At 35.1% G+C, this 18,926-nt stretch carries 10 protein-coding genes, 2 tRNA genes and 3 rRNA genes; 9 read left to right on the plus strand and 6 right to left on the minus strand.

Going from position 1 to position 18,926, the window contains the following annotated elements; all coding sequences use genetic code 11:
- The first annotated feature begins 18 nt into the window (after positions 1-18).
- The gene (lipB, locus tag D1816_RS21690) at positions 19-714 is read left to right on the plus strand and encodes a lipoyl(octanoyl) transferase LipB (protein ID WP_118505668.1); all 696 of its coding nucleotides are present in this window, start codon (positions 19-21) and stop codon (positions 712-714) included.
- Between the two features lie 84 nt (positions 715-798).
- Here lipB and D1816_RS21695 read toward each other — a convergent pair whose 3' ends face one another.
- From D1816_RS21695 to D1816_RS21705, 3 genes are all read right to left on the minus strand, one after another.
- The gene (locus tag D1816_RS21695; RefSeq protein WP_118505670.1) at positions 799-1,590 is read right to left on the minus strand and encodes a hypothetical protein; all 792 of its coding nucleotides are present in this window, start codon (positions 1,588-1,590) and stop codon (positions 799-801) included.
- 215 nt (positions 1,591-1,805) lie between these two features.
- Complete coding sequence (locus D1816_RS21700; protein ID WP_118505672.1) at positions 1,806-4,274, minus strand: hypothetical protein; 2,469 nt, start codon at positions 4,272-4,274, stop codon at positions 1,806-1,808.
- Positions 4,275-4,429: 155 nt separating this feature from the next.
- Complete coding sequence (locus D1816_RS21705) at positions 4,430-5,029, minus strand: ribonuclease HII (protein ID WP_066307729.1); 600 nt, start codon at positions 5,027-5,029, stop codon at positions 4,430-4,432.
- Between the two features lie 125 nt (positions 5,030-5,154).
- Here D1816_RS21705 and D1816_RS21710 point away from each other — a divergent pair, with 125 nt between their 5' ends.
- The 7 genes from D1816_RS21710 (at position 5,155) to rrf (ending at position 15,653) form a co-directional block, all read left to right on the plus strand.
- Entirely contained in the window at positions 5,155-7,128 is a 1,974-nt protein-coding gene (locus D1816_RS21710) for a putative porin (RefSeq protein WP_118505674.1), read from the plus strand.
- Between the two features lie 208 nt (positions 7,129-7,336).
- Positions 7,337-9,637: an FdhF/YdeP family oxidoreductase gene (locus D1816_RS21715; protein WP_118505676.1), complete on the plus strand. Its 2,301-nt coding sequence runs from the start codon at positions 7,337-7,339 to the stop codon at positions 9,635-9,637.
- 828 nt (positions 9,638-10,465) lie between these two features.
- Positions 10,466-11,987, plus strand: a 16S ribosomal RNA gene (locus tag D1816_RS21720).
- Positions 11,988-12,127: 140 nt separating this feature from the next.
- Positions 12,128-12,201 (plus strand) — tRNA-Ile (locus tag D1816_RS21725).
- 108 nt (positions 12,202-12,309) lie between these two features.
- Positions 12,310-12,383 (plus strand) — tRNA-Ala (locus D1816_RS21730).
- A 217-nt stretch (positions 12,384-12,600) separates the two neighbouring features.
- Positions 12,601-15,420: ribosomal RNA gene (locus D1816_RS21735) — 23S ribosomal RNA — on the plus strand.
- A 125-nt stretch (positions 15,421-15,545) separates the two neighbouring features.
- Positions 15,546-15,653: ribosomal RNA gene (gene rrf / locus D1816_RS21740) — 5S ribosomal RNA — on the plus strand.
- The 16S, 23S and 5S rRNA genes sit together here with 2 tRNA genes alongside, the layout of an rRNA operon.
- A gap of 457 nt (positions 15,654-16,110) precedes the next feature.
- Here rrf and D1816_RS25880 read toward each other — a convergent pair.
- From D1816_RS25880 to D1816_RS25890, 3 genes are all read right to left on the minus strand, one after another.
- Positions 16,111-16,278: a hypothetical protein gene (locus D1816_RS25880; RefSeq protein WP_157766106.1), complete on the minus strand. Its 168-nt coding sequence runs from the start codon at positions 16,276-16,278 to the stop codon at positions 16,111-16,113.
- 17 nt (positions 16,279-16,295) lie between these two features.
- Positions 16,296-16,448, minus strand: coding sequence for a hypothetical protein (locus D1816_RS25885; RefSeq protein WP_158597776.1), 153 nt, complete (start codon positions 16,446-16,448; stop codon positions 16,296-16,298).
- 206 nt (positions 16,449-16,654) lie between these two features.
- A complete protein-coding gene (locus D1816_RS25890; protein WP_157766104.1) occupies positions 16,655-16,825 on the minus strand; it encodes a hypothetical protein in 171 nt (56 codons plus the stop codon).
- 349 nt (positions 16,826-17,174) lie between these two features.
- Between D1816_RS25890 and D1816_RS21745 the strand changes: the two genes are divergently transcribed.
- The gene (locus tag D1816_RS21745; protein WP_118505678.1) at positions 17,175-18,875 is read left to right on the plus strand and encodes a helix-turn-helix domain-containing protein; all 1,701 of its coding nucleotides are present in this window, start codon (positions 17,175-17,177) and stop codon (positions 18,873-18,875) included.
- Positions 18,876-18,926 lie beyond the last annotated feature (51 nt).

Raw genomic sequence — 18,926 nt, forward strand, 5'->3', positions numbered from 1 at the left:
TGCATTTCTATTATACTTATGAATAAAAAAATTCAAATTCAAGATATTGGAATCAGAGATTTTAAAGAAACCTGGGAGTATCAGGAAGTGCTTTTCAAAGAGATTTTAGATATTAAGGTAAAAAACCGAAGAGAAGATGCAGGATTAGATACGCCAAATCATTTTCTTTTTGTAGAACATCCTCACGTATACACTCTAGGAAAGAGTGGTGATATGAGTAATCTTTTATTAAGTGAAGAACAATTAAAAGAGAAAGGCGCTACATTTTATAAAATTAATAGGGGTGGTGATATAACCTATCATGGCCCTGGTCAAATAGTAGGTTACCCTATTCTTGATCTTGATAATTTTTTTACCGATATCCATAAGTATCTTAGATTTCTCGAAGAAATGGTTATTCTTACTATAGCAGAGTATGGTATTAATGCTACCCGAAGCAAAGGTGAAACAGGAGTTTGGTTAGATGTAGGAACACCCTTTGCTCGTAAAATTTGTGCAATGGGAGTTCGAGCAAGTCGTTGGGTTACTATGCATGGATTTGCATTAAATGTAAATGCAGATCTAGGTTATTTTGATAATATTATTCCTTGTGGTATAAAGGGTAAAGCGGTAACATCTCTAAATGTAGAGTTGGGATTAGAAAAAGTAAATGAAGAAGAAATAAAACAAAAGCTGTTAAAACATTTTAAAATACTTTTTGAAGCAGAATTTTAGATCTCGGTAAAGAGACTTAAACAAAAATCCATTTATATTTTTATATAAATGGATTTTTGTTTTTTTGCAAAATAGAATTTTCTATTATTGTCTTCTAAATCTATGGTGTACTATAAAACCATCGATAGAACTTCCTCTAGGAATAAGACTTGTAGTACTAAAAATATCTCCTGCTTCATTTCTTAGACCAATACGATAAAATCTTGATACTTCATTGTCTTTAAGGTATGTAATAGATCCATTTTCTGTAATTTCAACAATAGGATATGCTTCTCCAGCTTGAACTCCATCAATTGTAAACTTAAATTCAGTTGCAGAAACTTCAAAACCATTAACCCCCGCAGGTGCATTACTTATTCTGCTTAAATCGTTTGTTAATAATTGATCTTCACCAGCAGATGTGTTAATTCTAAAACTTTCTACTGTCCATTTACCTAATACATAAGAAGCATTTCTTATTCTTGATATTGTTCCTGGGTCAGGTGCAATATTTCCCGCATTTTCTATAGTGAAAACTAATCGTCTATATGCTATTCTGATTTGTTCTAGTTCAGCTATTTCAGATTCAAAGAAACCAAGCCTTCTTAATGTTCTAGTATCTAAGTCAAGAACTTGTAAAAGGATATTTAGATCGTTTGAAAGAAAATTAGCTAACCCAAAAGAAACACTAATTCCGGCATCTCTTAATTCTTCGATAGTTTGTGGTAATTGTGGGTTTTCAGCTTTAGAGGTAATGCTTGAGTTTAAATCAAGTGATAATGGAGCTCTTGTTTCAAGACTTGTTTCTGGAGTATCTACATTGTCTTTTTCGCAAGAGGTAATCGTAAAAATAAATGTTGTTACTAATGCTAATTTGGCAATAAATGAAAATTTCATTTTTAAAATTGTTTTAAATTAATGACTTGTGTTTAATAATATAAGTACACAACAATTAAAAATGACTTTACCCTATTTTTTACGTAGTAATTGCTATAATAAAGAATCCCTAAACTTTATTGATTAAAAAAAGCCTTAAAGATTGTTGAATATTTAAGGCTTTTTTATTGGGTGTTTTATAATATTTTGTGAATGATATTTCCTTTTAGTTTTTGTTAGTTGATTTGATAAATAAGAATTCCATTGTCTTCTCCTTGCACAACAAACTCAAGATTTGGATCTTTATCCATGTTGCCAAGAGTCATGGCAGAATTTCCGTAGACGGGAAAATTAGGAAATAATACTGCATTACTGTCATATAAATACACTTTCTTAGCTTGTATATCAGTAATAGAGATGTAGATTTTGTTATTAATGTAATATAGTTTTGGGGCCGTATACACTCCAAAATCTAATTCAATAGTCCGTCCTTTTATAGAAAGTTTGTTTTCAGAAAATGTAACAAGAGTTTTATTTGTAGCTACTATTCTATTATTTTCATCTAGATTTAAATTTTGAGTTACCGCATTACCATCTTCTTGTATTTGAATTAGTTTTCCGTCTTTAGTGGTTGAAGAAAATTTGTCTTGATACTGATACCATTGATTTTTAGAGAAATCTACAGTGTTTTTAACATCAACTCTAGTTCTTCCTAATCGGTCTAAAATAGTAAGCTTTCCATTATTTTCGGCAAGTAAAATAAAATCTTTTGTTCCTATTCGTATATGTTTAGGAGCAAGAATCAGATCTGTATCTGTGCCTTTGAAACCAAATCCAGTAACAATATTACCTTCGGCATTTAGCATAGTAATTTGATTACCTTGAGTTATAACAATGCGATATCTTTTGCTTTTGTCATAATCAAATAGTGCAAGAGGTTGTGTAATAGCTTTTTCAAACTTTTTAGGATATGGAGCAACATCGTTACCGTCGCGATCTACCAAATACAAAGTATTTGCGGTATTAAATAATAATTGATATCTACCATTCTTAAAAATATCTATTTGTTGGATGTCACCAAGAATTTCTCCATCAATTTTCTTTTTCCAAAAAATAGAACCTTTGTCTGAGATCAGGTATAAAGTATTTTCAATATCCTGAATAGCTACATCCATACCTTTGGTTCTATGGTTTTTGACTAAAATAGGTTTAGTAAGTACTTTCTTTTCTAAAGTAGTAGAAGCTACTTGAGTTACCGATGTTGCTGCACCTTTGGTAACGCTTTTTTGTAGCACACCATGAACATGAGCAAAGTCATTTTCTTTGATTATTTGTAAAATACCAATTTGATAACCTTTGTGTTGTAGCTCGTCCCATTGAGAAGCATAGGATTCCTGAATATTAGTTGAAATATATTCTTTTATGTGTTTTACAGCCCCTCCAATTAAAATAGAAGAATTGTCGGATAAATCTTTAATCGTGTTTTTGTAATATTCTTGTTGACCGATCAAGGTTTTATTAAGAATATTAGCAATGATATCTTTAAGAATACCTTTTGAAGGACCAAAGACTATGAATTCATCTTTTACAAAATAAAATTTTGCTTCAAATTTTTTAATAAGCGGATTTAGAATCTGAGAAAAATTTTCAGAATTTTGATTCTTGTAGATTTCAATGTTTCTATAGGTATCGATTTTGTCTCCTGCTAAACTTTGTGCAGCACTATTAGAATCTAAAGAAGTTAATACTAAGGCATTTTCTTTTTCCATAAAAATGGTGCTTATTTCAGATGTTCCTGATAAGATGTCATCCAGGTCACTTGAAATATCTTCAATATCCCTATCTTGAGCTACAGACAGATTCTTCTTTAAGGTGTCAAAATCATCATAAGTAAAAGAAATAAAACCTTTTGCTGTAACGGGTACTATACGTGCAATTCGGTTTTCTTGCGGGATTGTGCTATCAAAGATGCCTATAGTGCTCGATAAAGAATCTTTTTCTATTGCAATACCATCAAGATGAATCATGTTTTGATCGATAGTTGTATCAAGAGAAGCCCAACCACTAAAGTTAGTTAAGAATGTTTGTTCGGCTTGTGGTAATAATGAATTGTGAATATTTTGAAGCTTCTTTCCGTTAACTAATAAAGACATCGCGTTATCTGAACTAGAAACATCATATACTTTTTTTAAATCTTTATCAATAGGAATCGGGTTAGCATGCACTCTAATCGAATTCTCTATTAATAATTGAGATGGTGAAGCAATAAGGATGCTATCTTGTCTGGTTGCAAAGAAAGACTGCCCTTTTGATGTAATCTTATAAATTGTTTTCTCGGCGTAATTCATAGTTTCAATCTGCTTCGTTTTTAAAGAATCAGTCTTTAGTAACGAGGGATCTAATTTTGACACATATGTATACTCGAAATCATTCTTCCCTCTGGGAGAAAAACATAATAAACCAGATTGACGTTTGTTTTCATTAAGAATTGTTAGGTCTTTGAAATATTCAAAGAATGCAATTTGAGGATTATTTTTAATGAAGTTGTTATCTCTTAGTTTACTGGTTGCTTCTTCAATATTATTTATTTTGATAATAATTTGAGAATCTCTAGGAACATGATCAATTAAAGAATTTGATGTTTTAGCAACATCATCACATGAAACAGCAAGAACCAAGGTAAGTATTGTAAGTATCTGTCTCATTTTCAAAAAAGGCCTTGTATTTTTAAACCAAGTGTTTAAAATTAAAAAATGAGGTTTCTTGTTCTGCAACATATAATGTCTGTTTTATTTATCGAAATATAATTCGAATATATTGGTACTACGTTCTGCTCTGGGTTCAAAGATATAATTCTTTGTTAAAAATCTATTGTCAGTTGTTCTGGTAATAGCCTAAAACTTTTTCGATGATATTTTGTAATACCATGTTTACGAATAGCTTCTCTATGTTCTTTTGTTGGATAACCTTTATTTTTTTTCCAATTGTACATAGGATACTCTTCATGTATTTTTTCCATAAATTCATCTCTATATGTCTTAGCGAGCACAGAGGCAGCTGCAATATTTAAATATTTTCCATCCCCCTTGATAACGCAAGTGTGGGGTATATTATGATACGGTTTAAATTTATTTCCATCTACTACAATATGCTCAGGTTGTGGGTTAAGTTGGGCAATAGCTTCTTGCATGGCTAGAATAGAGGCATTCAAAATATTGATTTCGTCAATTTTTTCCATGAAAATATGTGTAACACCATAGGTCAAAGAACAGTCTTCTAATAGTGGTCTTAAAGATTTTCTTTTAGTTTCACTAAGTTGCTTAGAGTCATTTAAAACAGCGTTGCTAAAATTATCAGGAAGTAATATTGCGGCAGCAGTAACAGGACCGGCAAGGCATCCACGACCAGCTTCGTCTGTGCCACACTCTAAGAGTTCAGGATGTAATTTTAAAGTAAGCATAACACGAAGATACAGTATGAATAGAAGATCAAAAAACTATTTTTTAAAATCATATCCTAAACAAATAATCTAGATGATATACTTTCGTTAAAAAAAGTATATTTTTGCCTGAGTATAGTATGCTAATGAGAAAAAATATAATAATTATAATTGCACTTTTGTCTAGTTCTTTGATTTGGGCTCAGGACAGAAATCAAGAAGAAGAAATAGAAGAAGGTTCCGGAGGTCCCCAAAGGAAATTTACACCCCAAGAAAAGAAAGAGAAACCCCCTGTGACCGATTATAAAATTATTACAATAAAAAATGATACGACCTATGTAGATACAACTTTGACCCTTCAAAAAGATTATAAGTTTAATTATTTAAGAAGGGATGATTTTGAATTACTACCTATTCATAATGTTGGTCAAACTTATAATAGTTTAGCTAAACGAGAAGAGCGTCAACGTGTATTGCCACTTTTTGGAGCTAGAGCAAGACATTTCAATTTTATGGAAGCAAGTGATATTAACTACTATCATGTGCCAACACCACTAACAGAATTATATTTCAGAACAACTTTTGAACAAGGACAGCAATTAGATGCTTTTTTTACGATAAATACTTCACCAAGACTTAATCTTTCTATTGCTTATAAAGGAGTGCGGTCTTTAGGAAAATACCAACATGCCCTCACGAGTACAGGTAACTTTAGATCAACGCTTAATTATATCACAAAAAATAAAAGATATAGGGTAAAATCACATTTTGTAGCTCAAGATCTATTAAATGAAGAAAATGGTGGTTTATCAGAACAAGGTATAGAAGAGTACTTAAATATAGGAGATTTTGTTGGAGAAGAAGAAGAGTTCAAGGATAGAGGAACAATAACCGTTAATTTTGAAAATGCAGAGAACATTCTTAAGGGAAAAAGATTTTATGTAGATCATCAATATGCAATAATAAAGAAAAGCGATAGTGCTAGTACAGGGTTATCTATAGGACATATTATGGATCTTACAGATAAATCATTTCGATTTGATCAAACCACAATTGCGCCCAATAATCTTTTAGGAGCATCTTTTAGATCGGGAGCAATTTCTGATAAAGTAGCGTTAGAAGATTTTAGTAATGAAGTGTTTTTAGGATTTGAAAATAAATGGCTTGGGGAACTAAAGGTAATTGGCGGAAGTTCAAATTATAATTATGGATACAATTCTGTGCTTAGACAAGTGGATGAAAGTGGAAATGCGATTGATATTACAAATCGTATTAAAGGAGATGTGTACTCAGTAGGTGGTGAATATCAGAATAATTATAAAGGCTTTGAACTATTTGGAAGTTTAAAAACATTAGTTTCTGGTGATTTTGACGGAAACTATTTTAATGCTGGAGCAGGATATAATCTTAAGGATAAATATGAAATTCAAGCCAAAATAAGCTCTAATTCAGTTGCTCCTAATTACAATTTTCTGTTAAACCAAAGTGATTATGTTAATTATAATTGGCAAAATGATTTTTCAAACGTCGAAACTCAAAAAATCCAGATTGATCTTAGAGCAAAAAAAATAGCAAGAATAGAAGCTAGTTTTTCATCAATCGATAACTATACTTACTTTGCCAAGAATAGCGATGATGCTATTGTGCCATTGCAAGCCGGAGAAAAAATAGATTTACTAAAAGTAAAACTTACACAAGGAGTGAAAGTGTGGAAACTTGGCTTAGATAATACAGTAATGTATCAAAGTGTAGAAGGAGGTGATCAAATATATAATGTACCAGAAATTATTACCAGAAATACATTGTATTATGAAGATCATTGGTTCAAAAAGAATGCTCTTTTTTTACAAACGGGCGTAACATTTAAATATTTTACATATTATACAGCAGATGCATACGATCCTGTATTATCAGAGTTTTACGTTCAGAATGATCAAAAAATAGGTGGGTTTCCGCAGGTTGATATATTTTTCAATGCTAAAATTAGACAAACACGTATTTTTTTCAAAGTCGAAAATTTTGGAGAAGCTTTTAAGCAAAACAATGAGTTTTCTGCCCCAGGCTATGCAACGAGAGATGCGGTGATACGATTTGGATTAGTCTGGAATTTCTTTCTCTAGAACATTCTCTTTTTTTTTGCAACTTTTTTTTGATTTATCCTAAAAAATGAAGTCTAGATATGTTCCTTTATAGAACATATAGTTAAAAACCTAATTCATATTACAAATAATAAAGTAGAAGGTATGTTTAGCATACTAAGACTTTACATTTTGATGTATCTTTGAAAGTGATCAACATTTACAATTTTGTTGACTACAAAAAACGAGAATGAATACTATCAAAAAAAGAAACATTTCTGTTTTAGGTTCTACAGAGTTTACAGGTATAAAATTAGAAAAGCCTACAGATTATGCAGCAGGACTTCCTGCCGTAAAAGTAGCATTGCAACACACTTTTAAAGAAATGGGAGTTGTAAGATCTTTTCGTGCACTAGCACATATGAATCAAAAAGAAGGGTTTGATTGCCCTGGTTGTGCTTGGCCTGACCCTGATAAACCTTCAAAACTTGGAGAGTATTGCGAAAATGGGGCTAAAGCTTTGGCAGAAGAGGCGACAAATAAAAAAGTAGACAATGATTTCTTTTCAAAATATTCTGTAGAAGAGCTCTCAACATGGTCTGACTTTCAGATAGGTAAAAGTGGAAGGCTAACAGAACCTATGGTGTTAAGGCCAGATAGTGTGCATTACGAACCTATTTCTTGGGAAAATGCTTATAAATTGGTAGCAGAAGAATTACATAAATTGGATTCTCCCGATGAAGCAATATTTTATACCTCAGGAAGATCAAGTAATGAGGCAGCATTCTTGTATGGGCTCTTTATTAGAGCATATGGCACTAACAATATGCCTGATTGTTCAAATATGTGTCATGAATCTAGTGGTGTTGCCTTGGGTGAAACCTTAGGAATAGGAAAAGGGTCTGTAAAGCTAGAAGATTTTGATAAGGCAGAAGTCGTTATGGTTATAGGTCAGAATCCTGGAACCAATCACCCTAGAATGTTATCAGCGTTACAAAAATGTAAAGAAAACGGGGGTAAAGTAATTAGTGTTAATCCCCTAGAAGAGGCAGGTCTTATACGCTTCAAAAACCCGCAAGAAGTAAAAGGTGTCTTGTCAACAGGTACCTCCTTAACAGATATACACCTTCAAGTTAAAATTAATCAGGATGTTGCACTTCTGAAACTAATGATTAAGAAATTAACCGTATTGGATACAGAGAAAGGAAATGTTTTTGATCATGAATTTATAAAAAAGTATACCAACGGTTTCGAAGAATTAATAAAAAGCATCGAGGGGTATTCAGAAAAAGAACTGTTAACATTGTCAGGGGTAGAAGAGTCTGTTGTAGATGCTGCTGTTGAAATACTTGCAAATAGTAAAAAGATTATTATTTGTTGGGCAATGGGATTGACGCAACATAAAAATGGCGTCGATAATATAAAAGAATGTGTAAACTTACTGTTACTAAAAGGTAGTCTGGGAAAACCAGGAGCAGGAACATGTCCGGTAAGAGGTCATAGTAATGTTCAAGGAGATAGGACAGTGGGTATAATGCATCATGTGTCAACAGAATTAAATCAGTCAATTCAGAAAACTTTTGGATTTACTCCTCCAAATAAAGAGGGTTTAGATACTGTACATGCTATTGAGGCTATGCATAAAGGGCAAGCAAAAGTTTTTATGGCTTTAGGAGGAAACTTTTTGTCAGCCGCATCTGATACAAATTTTACCGCAGAAGCACTTCAGAATTGTGAATTGACCATAAATGTAAGTACTAAATTAAATAGGACACATTTGGTTACGGGTAAAACAGCACTAATCTTACCGACTTTAGGTCGTTCAGAAGTGGATATAAAAGATGGGAAACAAAGATTCTTTACAGTAGAAAATAGTATGGGTAAGGTGCATCGTTCTAAAGGAATGATGTCTCCTGCTTCGGGTAACTTAAAAAGTGAACCCGAAATTATAGGAGAAATAGCTAATGCATATTTCAAAAACAACCATCCGGTACCTTGGAAACAGTTGGGAGAAGATTATGAACTAATTAGAGAAAAACTAACCTCTGTCATTAAAGGTTTTGAAAATCTTGAAAAAAAGTCGAAAGGCTCGGGGTTTTATTTACCTAATAATGTAAGAGATTTAGATTTTAGTAAACTTCCTAATCAAAAAGCCCAATTTAGTGTATGCCATTTACCAAAGCATGAAATAAAAAAAGGTGAGTTCTTATTAATGACTATTCGCTCACATGATCAATTTAATACTACGATATATGGATTAAATGATCGGTATAGAGGAGTGTTTAATGAAAGAAGGATAGTGTTAATGAATAAGAATGACATGAGAAAGTATGCTTTTGAGAAATTAGATGTAGTTAATTTAATTAGTAGTTATGATAATATAGAAAGAAAAGCAATCAACTTTTTAGTAATTCCTTTTAATATCCCCGAAGGAAATCTAGCATCATACTTTCCAGAGACTAATGTTTTGGTGCCTTATAATCATTTTGCAGATAAAAGTAATACACCTATTAGTAAGTCTATCGTGATCAGTTTGGAAAAAGTAGAGTAGTCCAGAGCACGAAAAGCCTTCATTTCGTATAGCCTGTACTAAAGATTTCTTGCGATGTTACCGTTGTACCTCATTATTTCTATTGTAAATTATAATAAGAAGAGACAATAGTGTTTGATAAATTATAAATGGTTGAGATGTAAAATAGGCTAAATAACACGATTTAGAAGAGAAGATGTTTTTGATGTGTAGATTTATTTTTCGCGTAACGTTAATGTTTCTAGAATATTATATTTTTTTTAAAAAATAGTTGTTTTTTTTTGTTGTTAGAATGAAAAAGGATTCTATATTTGCGCCCTCGAAACGGGGTAATGTGTTTCGGGTAGTTCATTGAGATTTGGTTTTATTTTTAGGTTAAAAAAACTTTATTTTTTTTCTATGAAATAGCTTGTCAGAATAAAAAAGGGTTGTATGTTTGCATCCGCTAAGCTCGAGGGCTTAGGAGTTCATTGAGAGTTTTGTTTTGGTTAGGGATTTAGGAAAAAGTTTTTTAAAAATAATTTCAAAAAAGCTTTGTAGAATAAAAAAGGGTTGTATATTTGCATCCGCTTAGCGAAACAGAGCGAGTTCATAAAAATAATTAGAATGGTTTTCTGCTGATAATTGAGGTAGAATTAGGGTTCGATTCCTTAAGTAATAACAAGAGTAATTTTGACTACTAGATGTGGTTTTAGATTACTAAGAAAGTTCATAGACATATTGATTGACAGCGCGTATTTAGCTATTTTATTTATAGGATAGTTAATACATACGAAATTAAAGACTAGAATCATTTAGAGATACGATTATAATTCCGTTGTATTGTTTTCAAATAATATTTAAAGACAAACGATGAAGAGTTTGATCCTGGCTCAGGATGAACGCTAGCGGCAGGCTTAACACATGCAAGTCGAGGGGTAACATAAGTGCTTGCACTTGATGACGACCGGCGCACGGGTGCGTAACGCGTATAGAACCTACCTTATAGTAAGGGATAGCCCAGAGAAATTTGGATTAATACCTTATAGTATTATTGATTGGCATCGATTAATAATTAAAGATTTATTGCTATAAGATGGCTATGCGTTCTATTAGCTAGTTGGTATGGTAACGGCATACCAAGGCTACGATAGATAGGGGTCCTGAGAGGGAGATCCCCCACACTGGTACTGAGACACGGACCAGACTCCTACGGGAGGCAGCAGTGAGGAATATTGGACAATGGAGGCAACTCTGATCCAGCCATGCCGCGTGTAGGAAGACTGCCCTATGGGTTGTAAACTACTTTTATAGAGGAAGAAACCCCGATATGTATATCGGTCTGACGGTACTCTACGAATAAGGATCGGCTAACTCCGTGCCAGCAGCCGCGGTAATACGGAGGATCCAAGCGTTATCCGGAATCATTGGGTTTAAAGGGTCCGTAGGCGGTTTTGTAAGTCAGTGGTGAAAGTTTTCGGCTCAACCGGAAAATTGCCATTGATACTGCAAGACTTGAATTATTGTGAAGTGGTTAGAATGTGTAGTGTAGCGGTGAAATGCATAGATATTACACAGAATACCGATTGCGAAGGCAGATCACTAACAATATATTGACGCTAAGGGACGAAAGCGTGGGTAGCGAACAGGATTAGATACCCTGGTAGTCCACGCCGTAAACGATGGTTACTAGCTGTTCGGACTTCGGTCTGAGTGGCTAAGCGAAAGTGATAAGTAACCCACCTGGGGAGTACGTTCGCAAGAATGAAACTCAAAGGAATTGACGGGGGCCCGCACAAGCGGTGGAGCATGTGGTTTAATTCGATGATACGCGAGGAACCTTACCAGGGCTTAAATGTAGATTGACAGGTTTAGAGATAGACTTTTCTTCGGACAATTTACAAGGTGCTGCATGGTTGTCGTCAGCTCGTGCCGTGAGGTGTCAGGTTAAGTCCTATAACGAGCGCAACCCCTGTTGTTAGTTGCCATCGAGTAATGTCGGGAACTCTAACAAGACTGCCGGTGCAAACCGCGAGGAAGGTGGGGATGACGTCAAATCATCACGGCCCTTACGTCCTGGGCCACACACGTGCTACAATGGTAGGTACAGAGAGCAGCCACTGGGTGACCAGGAGCGAATCTATAAAGCCTATCACAGTTCGGATCGGAGTCTGCAACTCGACTCCGTGAAGCTGGAATCGCTAGTAATCGGATATCAGCCATGATCCGGTGAATACGTTCCCGGGCCTTGTACACACCGCCCGTCAAGCCATGGAAGCTGGGGGTACCTGAAGTCCGTCACCGTAAGGAGCGGCCTAGGGTAAAACTGGTAACTGGGGCTAAGTCGTAACAAGGTAGCCGTACCGGAAGGTGCGGCTGGAACACCTCCTTTCTAGAGAAAATGTGATACGATGGAATGTATCTTTGATTTTTTTAGTCTTTAGTGCTGTTAATTAATACAATAGTTGTTAGTTATTGGTTGTAGTTTTAATAAGCTACATAAGATAGACCATCAACGGTCAACTATGAAGAAGTCTCATAGCTCAGCTGGTTAGAGCGCTACACTGATAATGTAGAGGTCGGCAGTTCGAGTCTGCCTGAGACTACTGTACTACAAGTTTAGTATACGTTCATTATTTATTTATTGAGAAAGGAAATTTTAGAAGTTGTGCTACTTGTCAACTATAATGGCTAGCGGCCACTTATAGAAAGACGGGGGATTAGCTCAGCTGGCTAGAGCGCCTGCCTTGCACGCAGGAGGTCATCGGTTCGACTCCGATATTCTCCACAATTCTTTAGATATAAGGATTGATAGTTTATAAAACACAGGATTCATGAATTGAAAGCGTTTTTATGATCATCATTTTTATATTGTTTACAAGAAAAACGTTCATTGACATATTGATTTAAAAATACGAGCACATATTAATAATATGTGATAATAAAAGAGTGATATTAATCTTTGGATTGATATCAAAAAACTAAAAGAGCAAGTTAAGCAAGACGCATAAGCTAATTAAGGGCGTATGGGGAATGCCTAGGCTCTCAGAGGCGATGAAGGACGTGATAAGCTGCGAAAAGCTGCGGGGACTGGCACATACAGACTGATCCGCAGATATCCGAATGGGGCAACCCAGTATGTTGAAGACATATTATCCTTTCGAGGAGGCGAACCCGGAGAACTGAAACATCTAAGTACCCGGAGGAGAAGAAAACAAAAGTGATTCCGTTAGTAGTGGCGAGCGAACGCGGACTAGCCCAAACCATATTTGTTACGGCAGATGTGGGGTTGTAGGACTACGATATTTGAACTATAATGAATTAGAACACTTTGGAAAGAGTGGCCATAGACGGTGATAGCCCGGTATAAGTAAAGCGTAGTGAGATAGTAGTATCCTGAGTAGTGCGGGACACGTGTAATCCTGTATGAATTTGGCGGGACCATCCGTTAAGGCTAAATACTCCTGAGAGACCGATAGTGAACCAGTACCGTGAGGGAAAGGTGAAAAGAACCCTGAATAAGGGAGTGAAAAAGATCCTGAAACCATACGCTTACAAGCGGTCGGAGCGCATTTATGTGTGACGGCGTGCCTTTTGCATAATGAGCCTACGAGTTACTTTTACTAGCAAGGTTAAGTTGTTCAGCAACGGATCCGTAGCGAAAGCGAGTCTGAATAGGGCGATATAGTTAGTAGTAGTAGACGCGAAACCGTGTGATCTACCCTTGGGCAGGTTGAAGCTTTGTTAACCCAAAGTGGAGGACCGAACCCGTTGACGTTGAAAAGTCTTGGGATGACCTGAGGGTAGGGGTGAAAGGCCAATCAAACTCGGAAATAGCTCGTACTCCCCGAAATGCATTTAGGTGCAGCGTTGATTTATAGTTTTATAGAGGTAGAGCTACTGATTGGATGCGGGGGCTTCACCGCCTACCAATTCCTGACAAACTCCGAATGCTATAAAATGTTAATCAGCAGTGAGGGCATGGGTGCTAAGGTCCATGTCCGAGAGGGAAAGAACCCAGACCATCAGCTAAGGTCCCAAAATATATGCTAAGTTGAAAAAACGCGGTTGAACTGCTTAGACAGCTAGGATGTTGGCTTGGAAGCAGCCATTCATTTAAAGAGTGCGTAACAGCTCACTAGTCGAGCGGTTCGGCATGGATAATAATCGGGCATAAGCATATTACCGAAGCTATGGGATAGAAATATCGGTAGGGGAGCATTGTAGTGGCGTTGAAGGTGATTCGCGAGGATTGCTGGAGTAGCTACAAAAGAAAATGTAGGCATAAGTAACGATAATGCGGGCGAGAAACCCGCACACCGAAAGACTAAGGTTTCCTCAGCTATGCTAATCAGCTGAGGGTTAGTCGGGCCCTAACGCGAACCCGAAAGGGGTAGTGGATGGACAACAGGTTAATATTCCTGTACCTGCTCACATTAAAAGTGACGGAGGCGAGAAGTTAGTGCGTACTGACGGAATAGTACGTTGAAGGGAGTAGTAATACCCCGATAGTACACTAAGACTACGGTCGAGGTGATAATCTAGCAAATCGACTTCCAAGAAAACCAAGTGAAGCAGCCCGTACCGTAAACCGACACAGGTAGTTGGGATGAGAATTCTAAGGTGCTCGAGAGATTCATGGCTAAGGAACTAGGCAAAATCGACCCGTAACTTCGGGAGAAGGGTCGCCCATCTTCGGATGGGCCGCAGTGAATAGGTCCAGGCGACTGTTTATCAAAAACACAGGGCTATGCTAAATAGAAATATGATGTATATGGCCTGACACCTGCCCGGTGCCGGAAGGTTAAGAGGAGATGTTAGCTTCGGCGACGCATTGAATTGAAGCCCCGGTAAACGGCGGCCGTAACTATAACGGTCCTAAGGTAGCGAAATTCCTTGTCGGGTAAGTTCCGACCTGCACGAATGGTGCAACGATCTGGACACTGTCTCAGCCATGAGCTCGGTGAAATTGTAGTATCGGTGAAGATGCCGGTTACCCGCTGTGGGACGAAAAGACCCCGTGAACCTTTACTATAGCTTAGTATTGACTTTGGATAAGTAATGTGTAGGATAGGTGGGAGACTTTGAAGTGGCGTCGCCAGGCGTCGTGGAGTCATTGTTGAAATACCACCCTTTGCTTATTCGAAGCCTAACATCGCGAGATGGACAGTGCTTGGTGGGTAGTTTGACTGGGGTGGTCGCCTCCAAAAGAGTAACGGAGGCTTCTAAAGGTTTGCTCAGTACGGTTGGTAATCGTGCGTAGAGTGCAATGGCATAAGCAAGCTTGACTGAGAGAGATACAGCTCGATCAGGTACGAAAGTAGAGCATAGTGATCCGGTGGTTCCGCATGGAAGGGCCATCGCTCAAAGGATAAAAGGTACTCCGGGGATAACAGGCTGATCTCCCCAAGAGCTCACATCGACGGGGGGTTTGGCACCTCGATGTCGGCTCGTCACATCCTGGGGCTGGAGAAGGTCCCAAGGGTTGGGCTGTTCGCCCATTAAAGTGGCACGCGAGCTGGGTTCAGAACGTCGTGAGACAGTTCGGTCTCTATCTACAGTGGGCGTTAGAAATTTGAGTGGATCTGACTTTAGTACGAGAGGACCGAGTTGGACGAACCGCTGGTGTATCTGTTGTCTCGCCAGAGGCACTGCAGAGTAGCTACGTTCGGAAGGGATAAGCGCTGAAAGCATATAAGCGCGAAACCCACCACAAGATGAGATTTCTTTAAAGGGTCGTGGGAGACTACCACGTTGATAGGCTATAGGTGTAAAGGCAGTAATGTCATAGCCGAGTAGTACTAATAACCCATAGGCTTATGCGCCTGAATTGCTTTTTACAAGCTTATTTTAGTAACTCTTTAGTGTATTTAAATCAATATGTCAACTTATTAGGTTAGTAGTGTGTTTATGAAATAGTATTTCATAGGTATAGGTACTAATAAAGATTTAAGGTGGTTATAGCAACGGGGCTCACCTCTTACCATTCCGAACAGAGAAGTTAAGCCCGTTAGCGCCAATGGTACTACAATCGTGGAAGAGTAGGTCGCCGCCTTCTTTGAAACCCTTCATTAAAATAATGAAGGGTTTTTTTATGCTTAAATTTTATCCAACTAATAACAAATCAAAATAGAAACAATATACTACTTAAGTAAACTATTGTACATACTATAGCATGCTTCTAAGTATGATGAGAATTAGTATTTTTGGATAAATTCATGCTATAGTATTAATAGGCTCTTTATAGATGAATAAGTGTGTTTTAAGTTATGAGTTGAAAAGGATAAAGGTATTCAGAGACACAAATCACTTAATTAAAAGAAGATGTCTTTAATTAGTTTTTGGTACAGGCCGTAATTTCCCAAATCACGTTATTAATTTATATTAGGATAAGGAATCTTCAAGTGTTTTTTTAATGAAAAATAGGCTCAAACCTTATTTAAGTTTTGAACCTATTGCATTTAAGATTATTTTAAAATAAAAAAAAATAATCTACTTTAGTTATTGAAAAGAAATTATACACAAACGGGTAAACCATTTTCGTAATCGCATAAATGCCCATCAGTACACTCTTCGCATTCAAAGGGATCTGCTAATTTTAGAGAATGTCTCATACCACCTTTAATCTCTTTCTGTCCTTTTTTGCTAATAGCTTTTCCTAAGTTTAAAATTGATTTTTTCATAAAATTTAATTTTAGTATTAAAGTATTAATTCTGTATCAAACCCTGTTCCTACTGGTTCTATGGGACGTTTAAGGCCTGACGTGTCAATAACCTTAGCTTTAGGTCTGTCCCCTCCATACACTGTTTTTAATTGTTTTGCGTCTATTTTATAATTTTCTAAACTTTTCATATTTAATTTTTAAGAATTACACCTACTCTATTTTTATAAAGCTTTTCGGTTATCACTTTTTAAATCGGGATTACATTGCTTTTCTTAATACAGCATGGGGTAACTAATGACTTTAAAAAGGCGTAGTTTCAAATATTGTTTTATTAACCTAAATTAAATCACACTACCCAATAATTTTAACTAACCGCATTAATGTGAAACCGTAATTAGTTCATGCCTGGAGTGTAGTAAGTACCGTCGTCCAGTTTTATCATATTAAGACCGCCTCCAGTCCCTTGCCAACAACGACGATCATTACATATTGTATCTCCTCCAGTAACATTTCTTTGTTGTTGTTTAGTTAAAACGGTTCCTAAGTTTAAAATTGAGTTTTTCATATTATATGTTTTAATTATTTTATACCACAATATGTTTAATGTCGTGTGTGGTTTTACGACTAAAATTTATATATCCATTTGATAGGAGATGATGTTCAAAATGTTTAATTGTTTTAATAGTTTTCAGAGACTAAACTATGTGTAAAAGCAACGTTTTTCAAGAAGATCTGGTAAGCATTTATAAATTTTACCCTATCTATTTATAAATTTTGACTTACTATTCAGGCTGTTGTAATGTTAACGTATTAAAGGATGATTAGGGTTATGGTTGTTTTTCGTTTTTGATTTAATATTCTTTGTATGTTTACTCAAAATTTTGGTAATAATTCATTTTACTCTTACTTATAATATGAGGGTTTCTTATTGGTTAATTATTTTGGTCTGTTCCGTGACTTCTGTATACTCAGCGGAGCAGCAGAAAAATATATATAATAGTTCTTCTGATTCTTTATCTAATAAAACACTTCAAGAATTAGGTACTCTTTTTTGGAGAGGAATACATCATAATTCAATTGTTAAACGAACTTTGGCAGACTACTATATGTATAGAGCCAAGAAAGAAAATAATATAGAAAATATCGCGGATGGTTACCAAATGTTTATTTCTATTTATAAAAAACAACCTGATATCGCATTATGTTATACAGACTCAATAATTGAACTGACAAAAGACACACAAAATAGTCGATATCCTTCTACAGGGTATAAGATAAAAGGAAATATACTGAGTAAAATAGATAGATATAATGAGGCTTTAGAAGCATATTTGATTGCTCAAAAGTATTCTGAAAAGATGAATAATGAAAGACAACTCATAGGACTGAAGCACAATATTGCTATTCTTAAAACGACCTTAGGAAAAGAACGTGAGGCACTAAAAGTGTATAAAGAGAATTACGAGTATTTCTCAAAACAAGATAGTGTTATAAAACTTAGTCAAATTTATATCGCTACTTTATATAAAATGTCAGATAGTTATAATCGCCTTAAGTACTATGATTCTGCATATTTTTATTTAAAAAAAGGAATAAAAGCTAGTTTGTTGAATCCGTATAGACGTTACTATCCTAATCTATTATTTGCTTATGGAGCGAATAGTTATGAAAGAAAAAATTATCAATCGGCTATTGACAGTCTGCAAAAGGCGCTAATTTTGTCAGAAGAAGATGTTAATGATATTAATGTTAAAAAAGGATATTTGTTTTTAGCTAAGACGTATCTGGAGCTTAAAAAAGAATCAAAGGCATTGCACTATTTGAAAAAATTGGATGCAATAACTAATGATTCAAATTATAGAATTGAAGTAGCCGAAGCTTTTACATTATTGATAGATTATTACAAAAGAAGTAATGATCCAAAAAATCAATTAAGAATAATGGAAAAGCTTTTAAAATATGATAGTATATCGGATATAAAATATGCTAAATTAAATAACTCTCTCATAAAAAAATATGATACGCCAAAGCTAATAAAAGATAAAGATTTGTTAATAGACGGGATTAAAAATAGCAATAAAATTTTAGTCTATAAGTTAATAGCTTTTGGTGTTTTTTTGATTACCATAATAGGTTTCTTCTATTTTTATTTTTCTAAAAAACGAAAAGATAAATACAATGTGTTATTAGGGGCAGAGAAACAAAAAGTAAAAGTGTTGCAACAAAAGAATGTCAAGTCTGTAAAAATAAGTGTTGAACTTCCATTAGAATTAAAACAAGGAATACTAGAGAAATTGACCAACTTCGAAGATGACTTGGAGTTCTTAAAAAATGACCTTACTCTAGTAAAGGTTTCAAAAAGATTAAAAACCAATTCGACCTATTTGTCTAAGGTGATTAATATGGAGAAGCAAAAGAATTTTGCAAATTATATTAATGACTTACGAATTGAATATTGCAAACACAAGATTAAGAATGATAAAAAATTTAGACAATATTCTATACGATCAATGGCAGTAGAAATTGGTTTTAATAATATACAATCGTTCGCTAAAGCCTTTTCTAAGAAAGAAGGGTGTAATCCCGTTGAATATGTAAAAAGATTTAAGAATTAATATTTGAAGATGTTTTTAACCTAAACAATAAGGTTAAGATTTATAAATTTT

Source organism: Aquimarina sp. AD10 (assembly GCF_003443715.1).
In the GTDB taxonomy this organism is placed as follows: domain Bacteria; phylum Bacteroidota; class Bacteroidia; order Flavobacteriales; family Flavobacteriaceae; genus Aquimarina; species Aquimarina aggregata.

Coding starts and splice junctions, on each gene's coding strand:
- D1816_RS21695 (WP_118505670.1), bottom strand. CDS start 1,590: ATGAAATTTTCATTTATTGCCAAATTAGCATTAGTAACAACATTTATT.
- D1816_RS25890 (WP_157766104.1), bottom strand. CDS start 16,825: ATGAAAAACTCAATTTTAAACTTAGGAACCGTTTTAACTAAACAACAA.
- D1816_RS21705 (WP_066307729.1), bottom strand. CDS start 5,029: ATGCTTACTTTAAAATTACATCCTGAACTCTTAGAGTGTGGCACAGAC.
- D1816_RS25880 (WP_157766106.1), bottom strand. CDS start 16,278: ATGAAAAAATCAATTTTAAACTTAGGAAAAGCTATTAGCAAAAAAGGA.
- D1816_RS21715 (WP_118505676.1), top strand. CDS start 7,337: ATGAATACTATCAAAAAAAGAAACATTTCTGTTTTAGGTTCTACAGAG.
- D1816_RS21710 (WP_118505674.1), top strand. CDS start 5,155: ATGAGAAAAAATATAATAATTATAATTGCACTTTTGTCTAGTTCTTTG.
- D1816_RS21700 (WP_118505672.1), bottom strand. CDS start 4,274: ATGAGACAGATACTTACAATACTTACCTTGGTTCTTGCTGTTTCATGT.
- D1816_RS25885 (WP_158597776.1), bottom strand. CDS start 16,448: ATGAAAAGTTTAGAAAATTATAAAATAGACGCAAAACAATTAAAAACA.
- lipB (WP_118505668.1), top strand. CDS start 19: ATGAATAAAAAAATTCAAATTCAAGATATTGGAATCAGAGATTTTAAA.
- D1816_RS21745 (WP_118505678.1), top strand. CDS start 17,175: ATGAGGGTTTCTTATTGGTTAATTATTTTGGTCTGTTCCGTGACTTCT.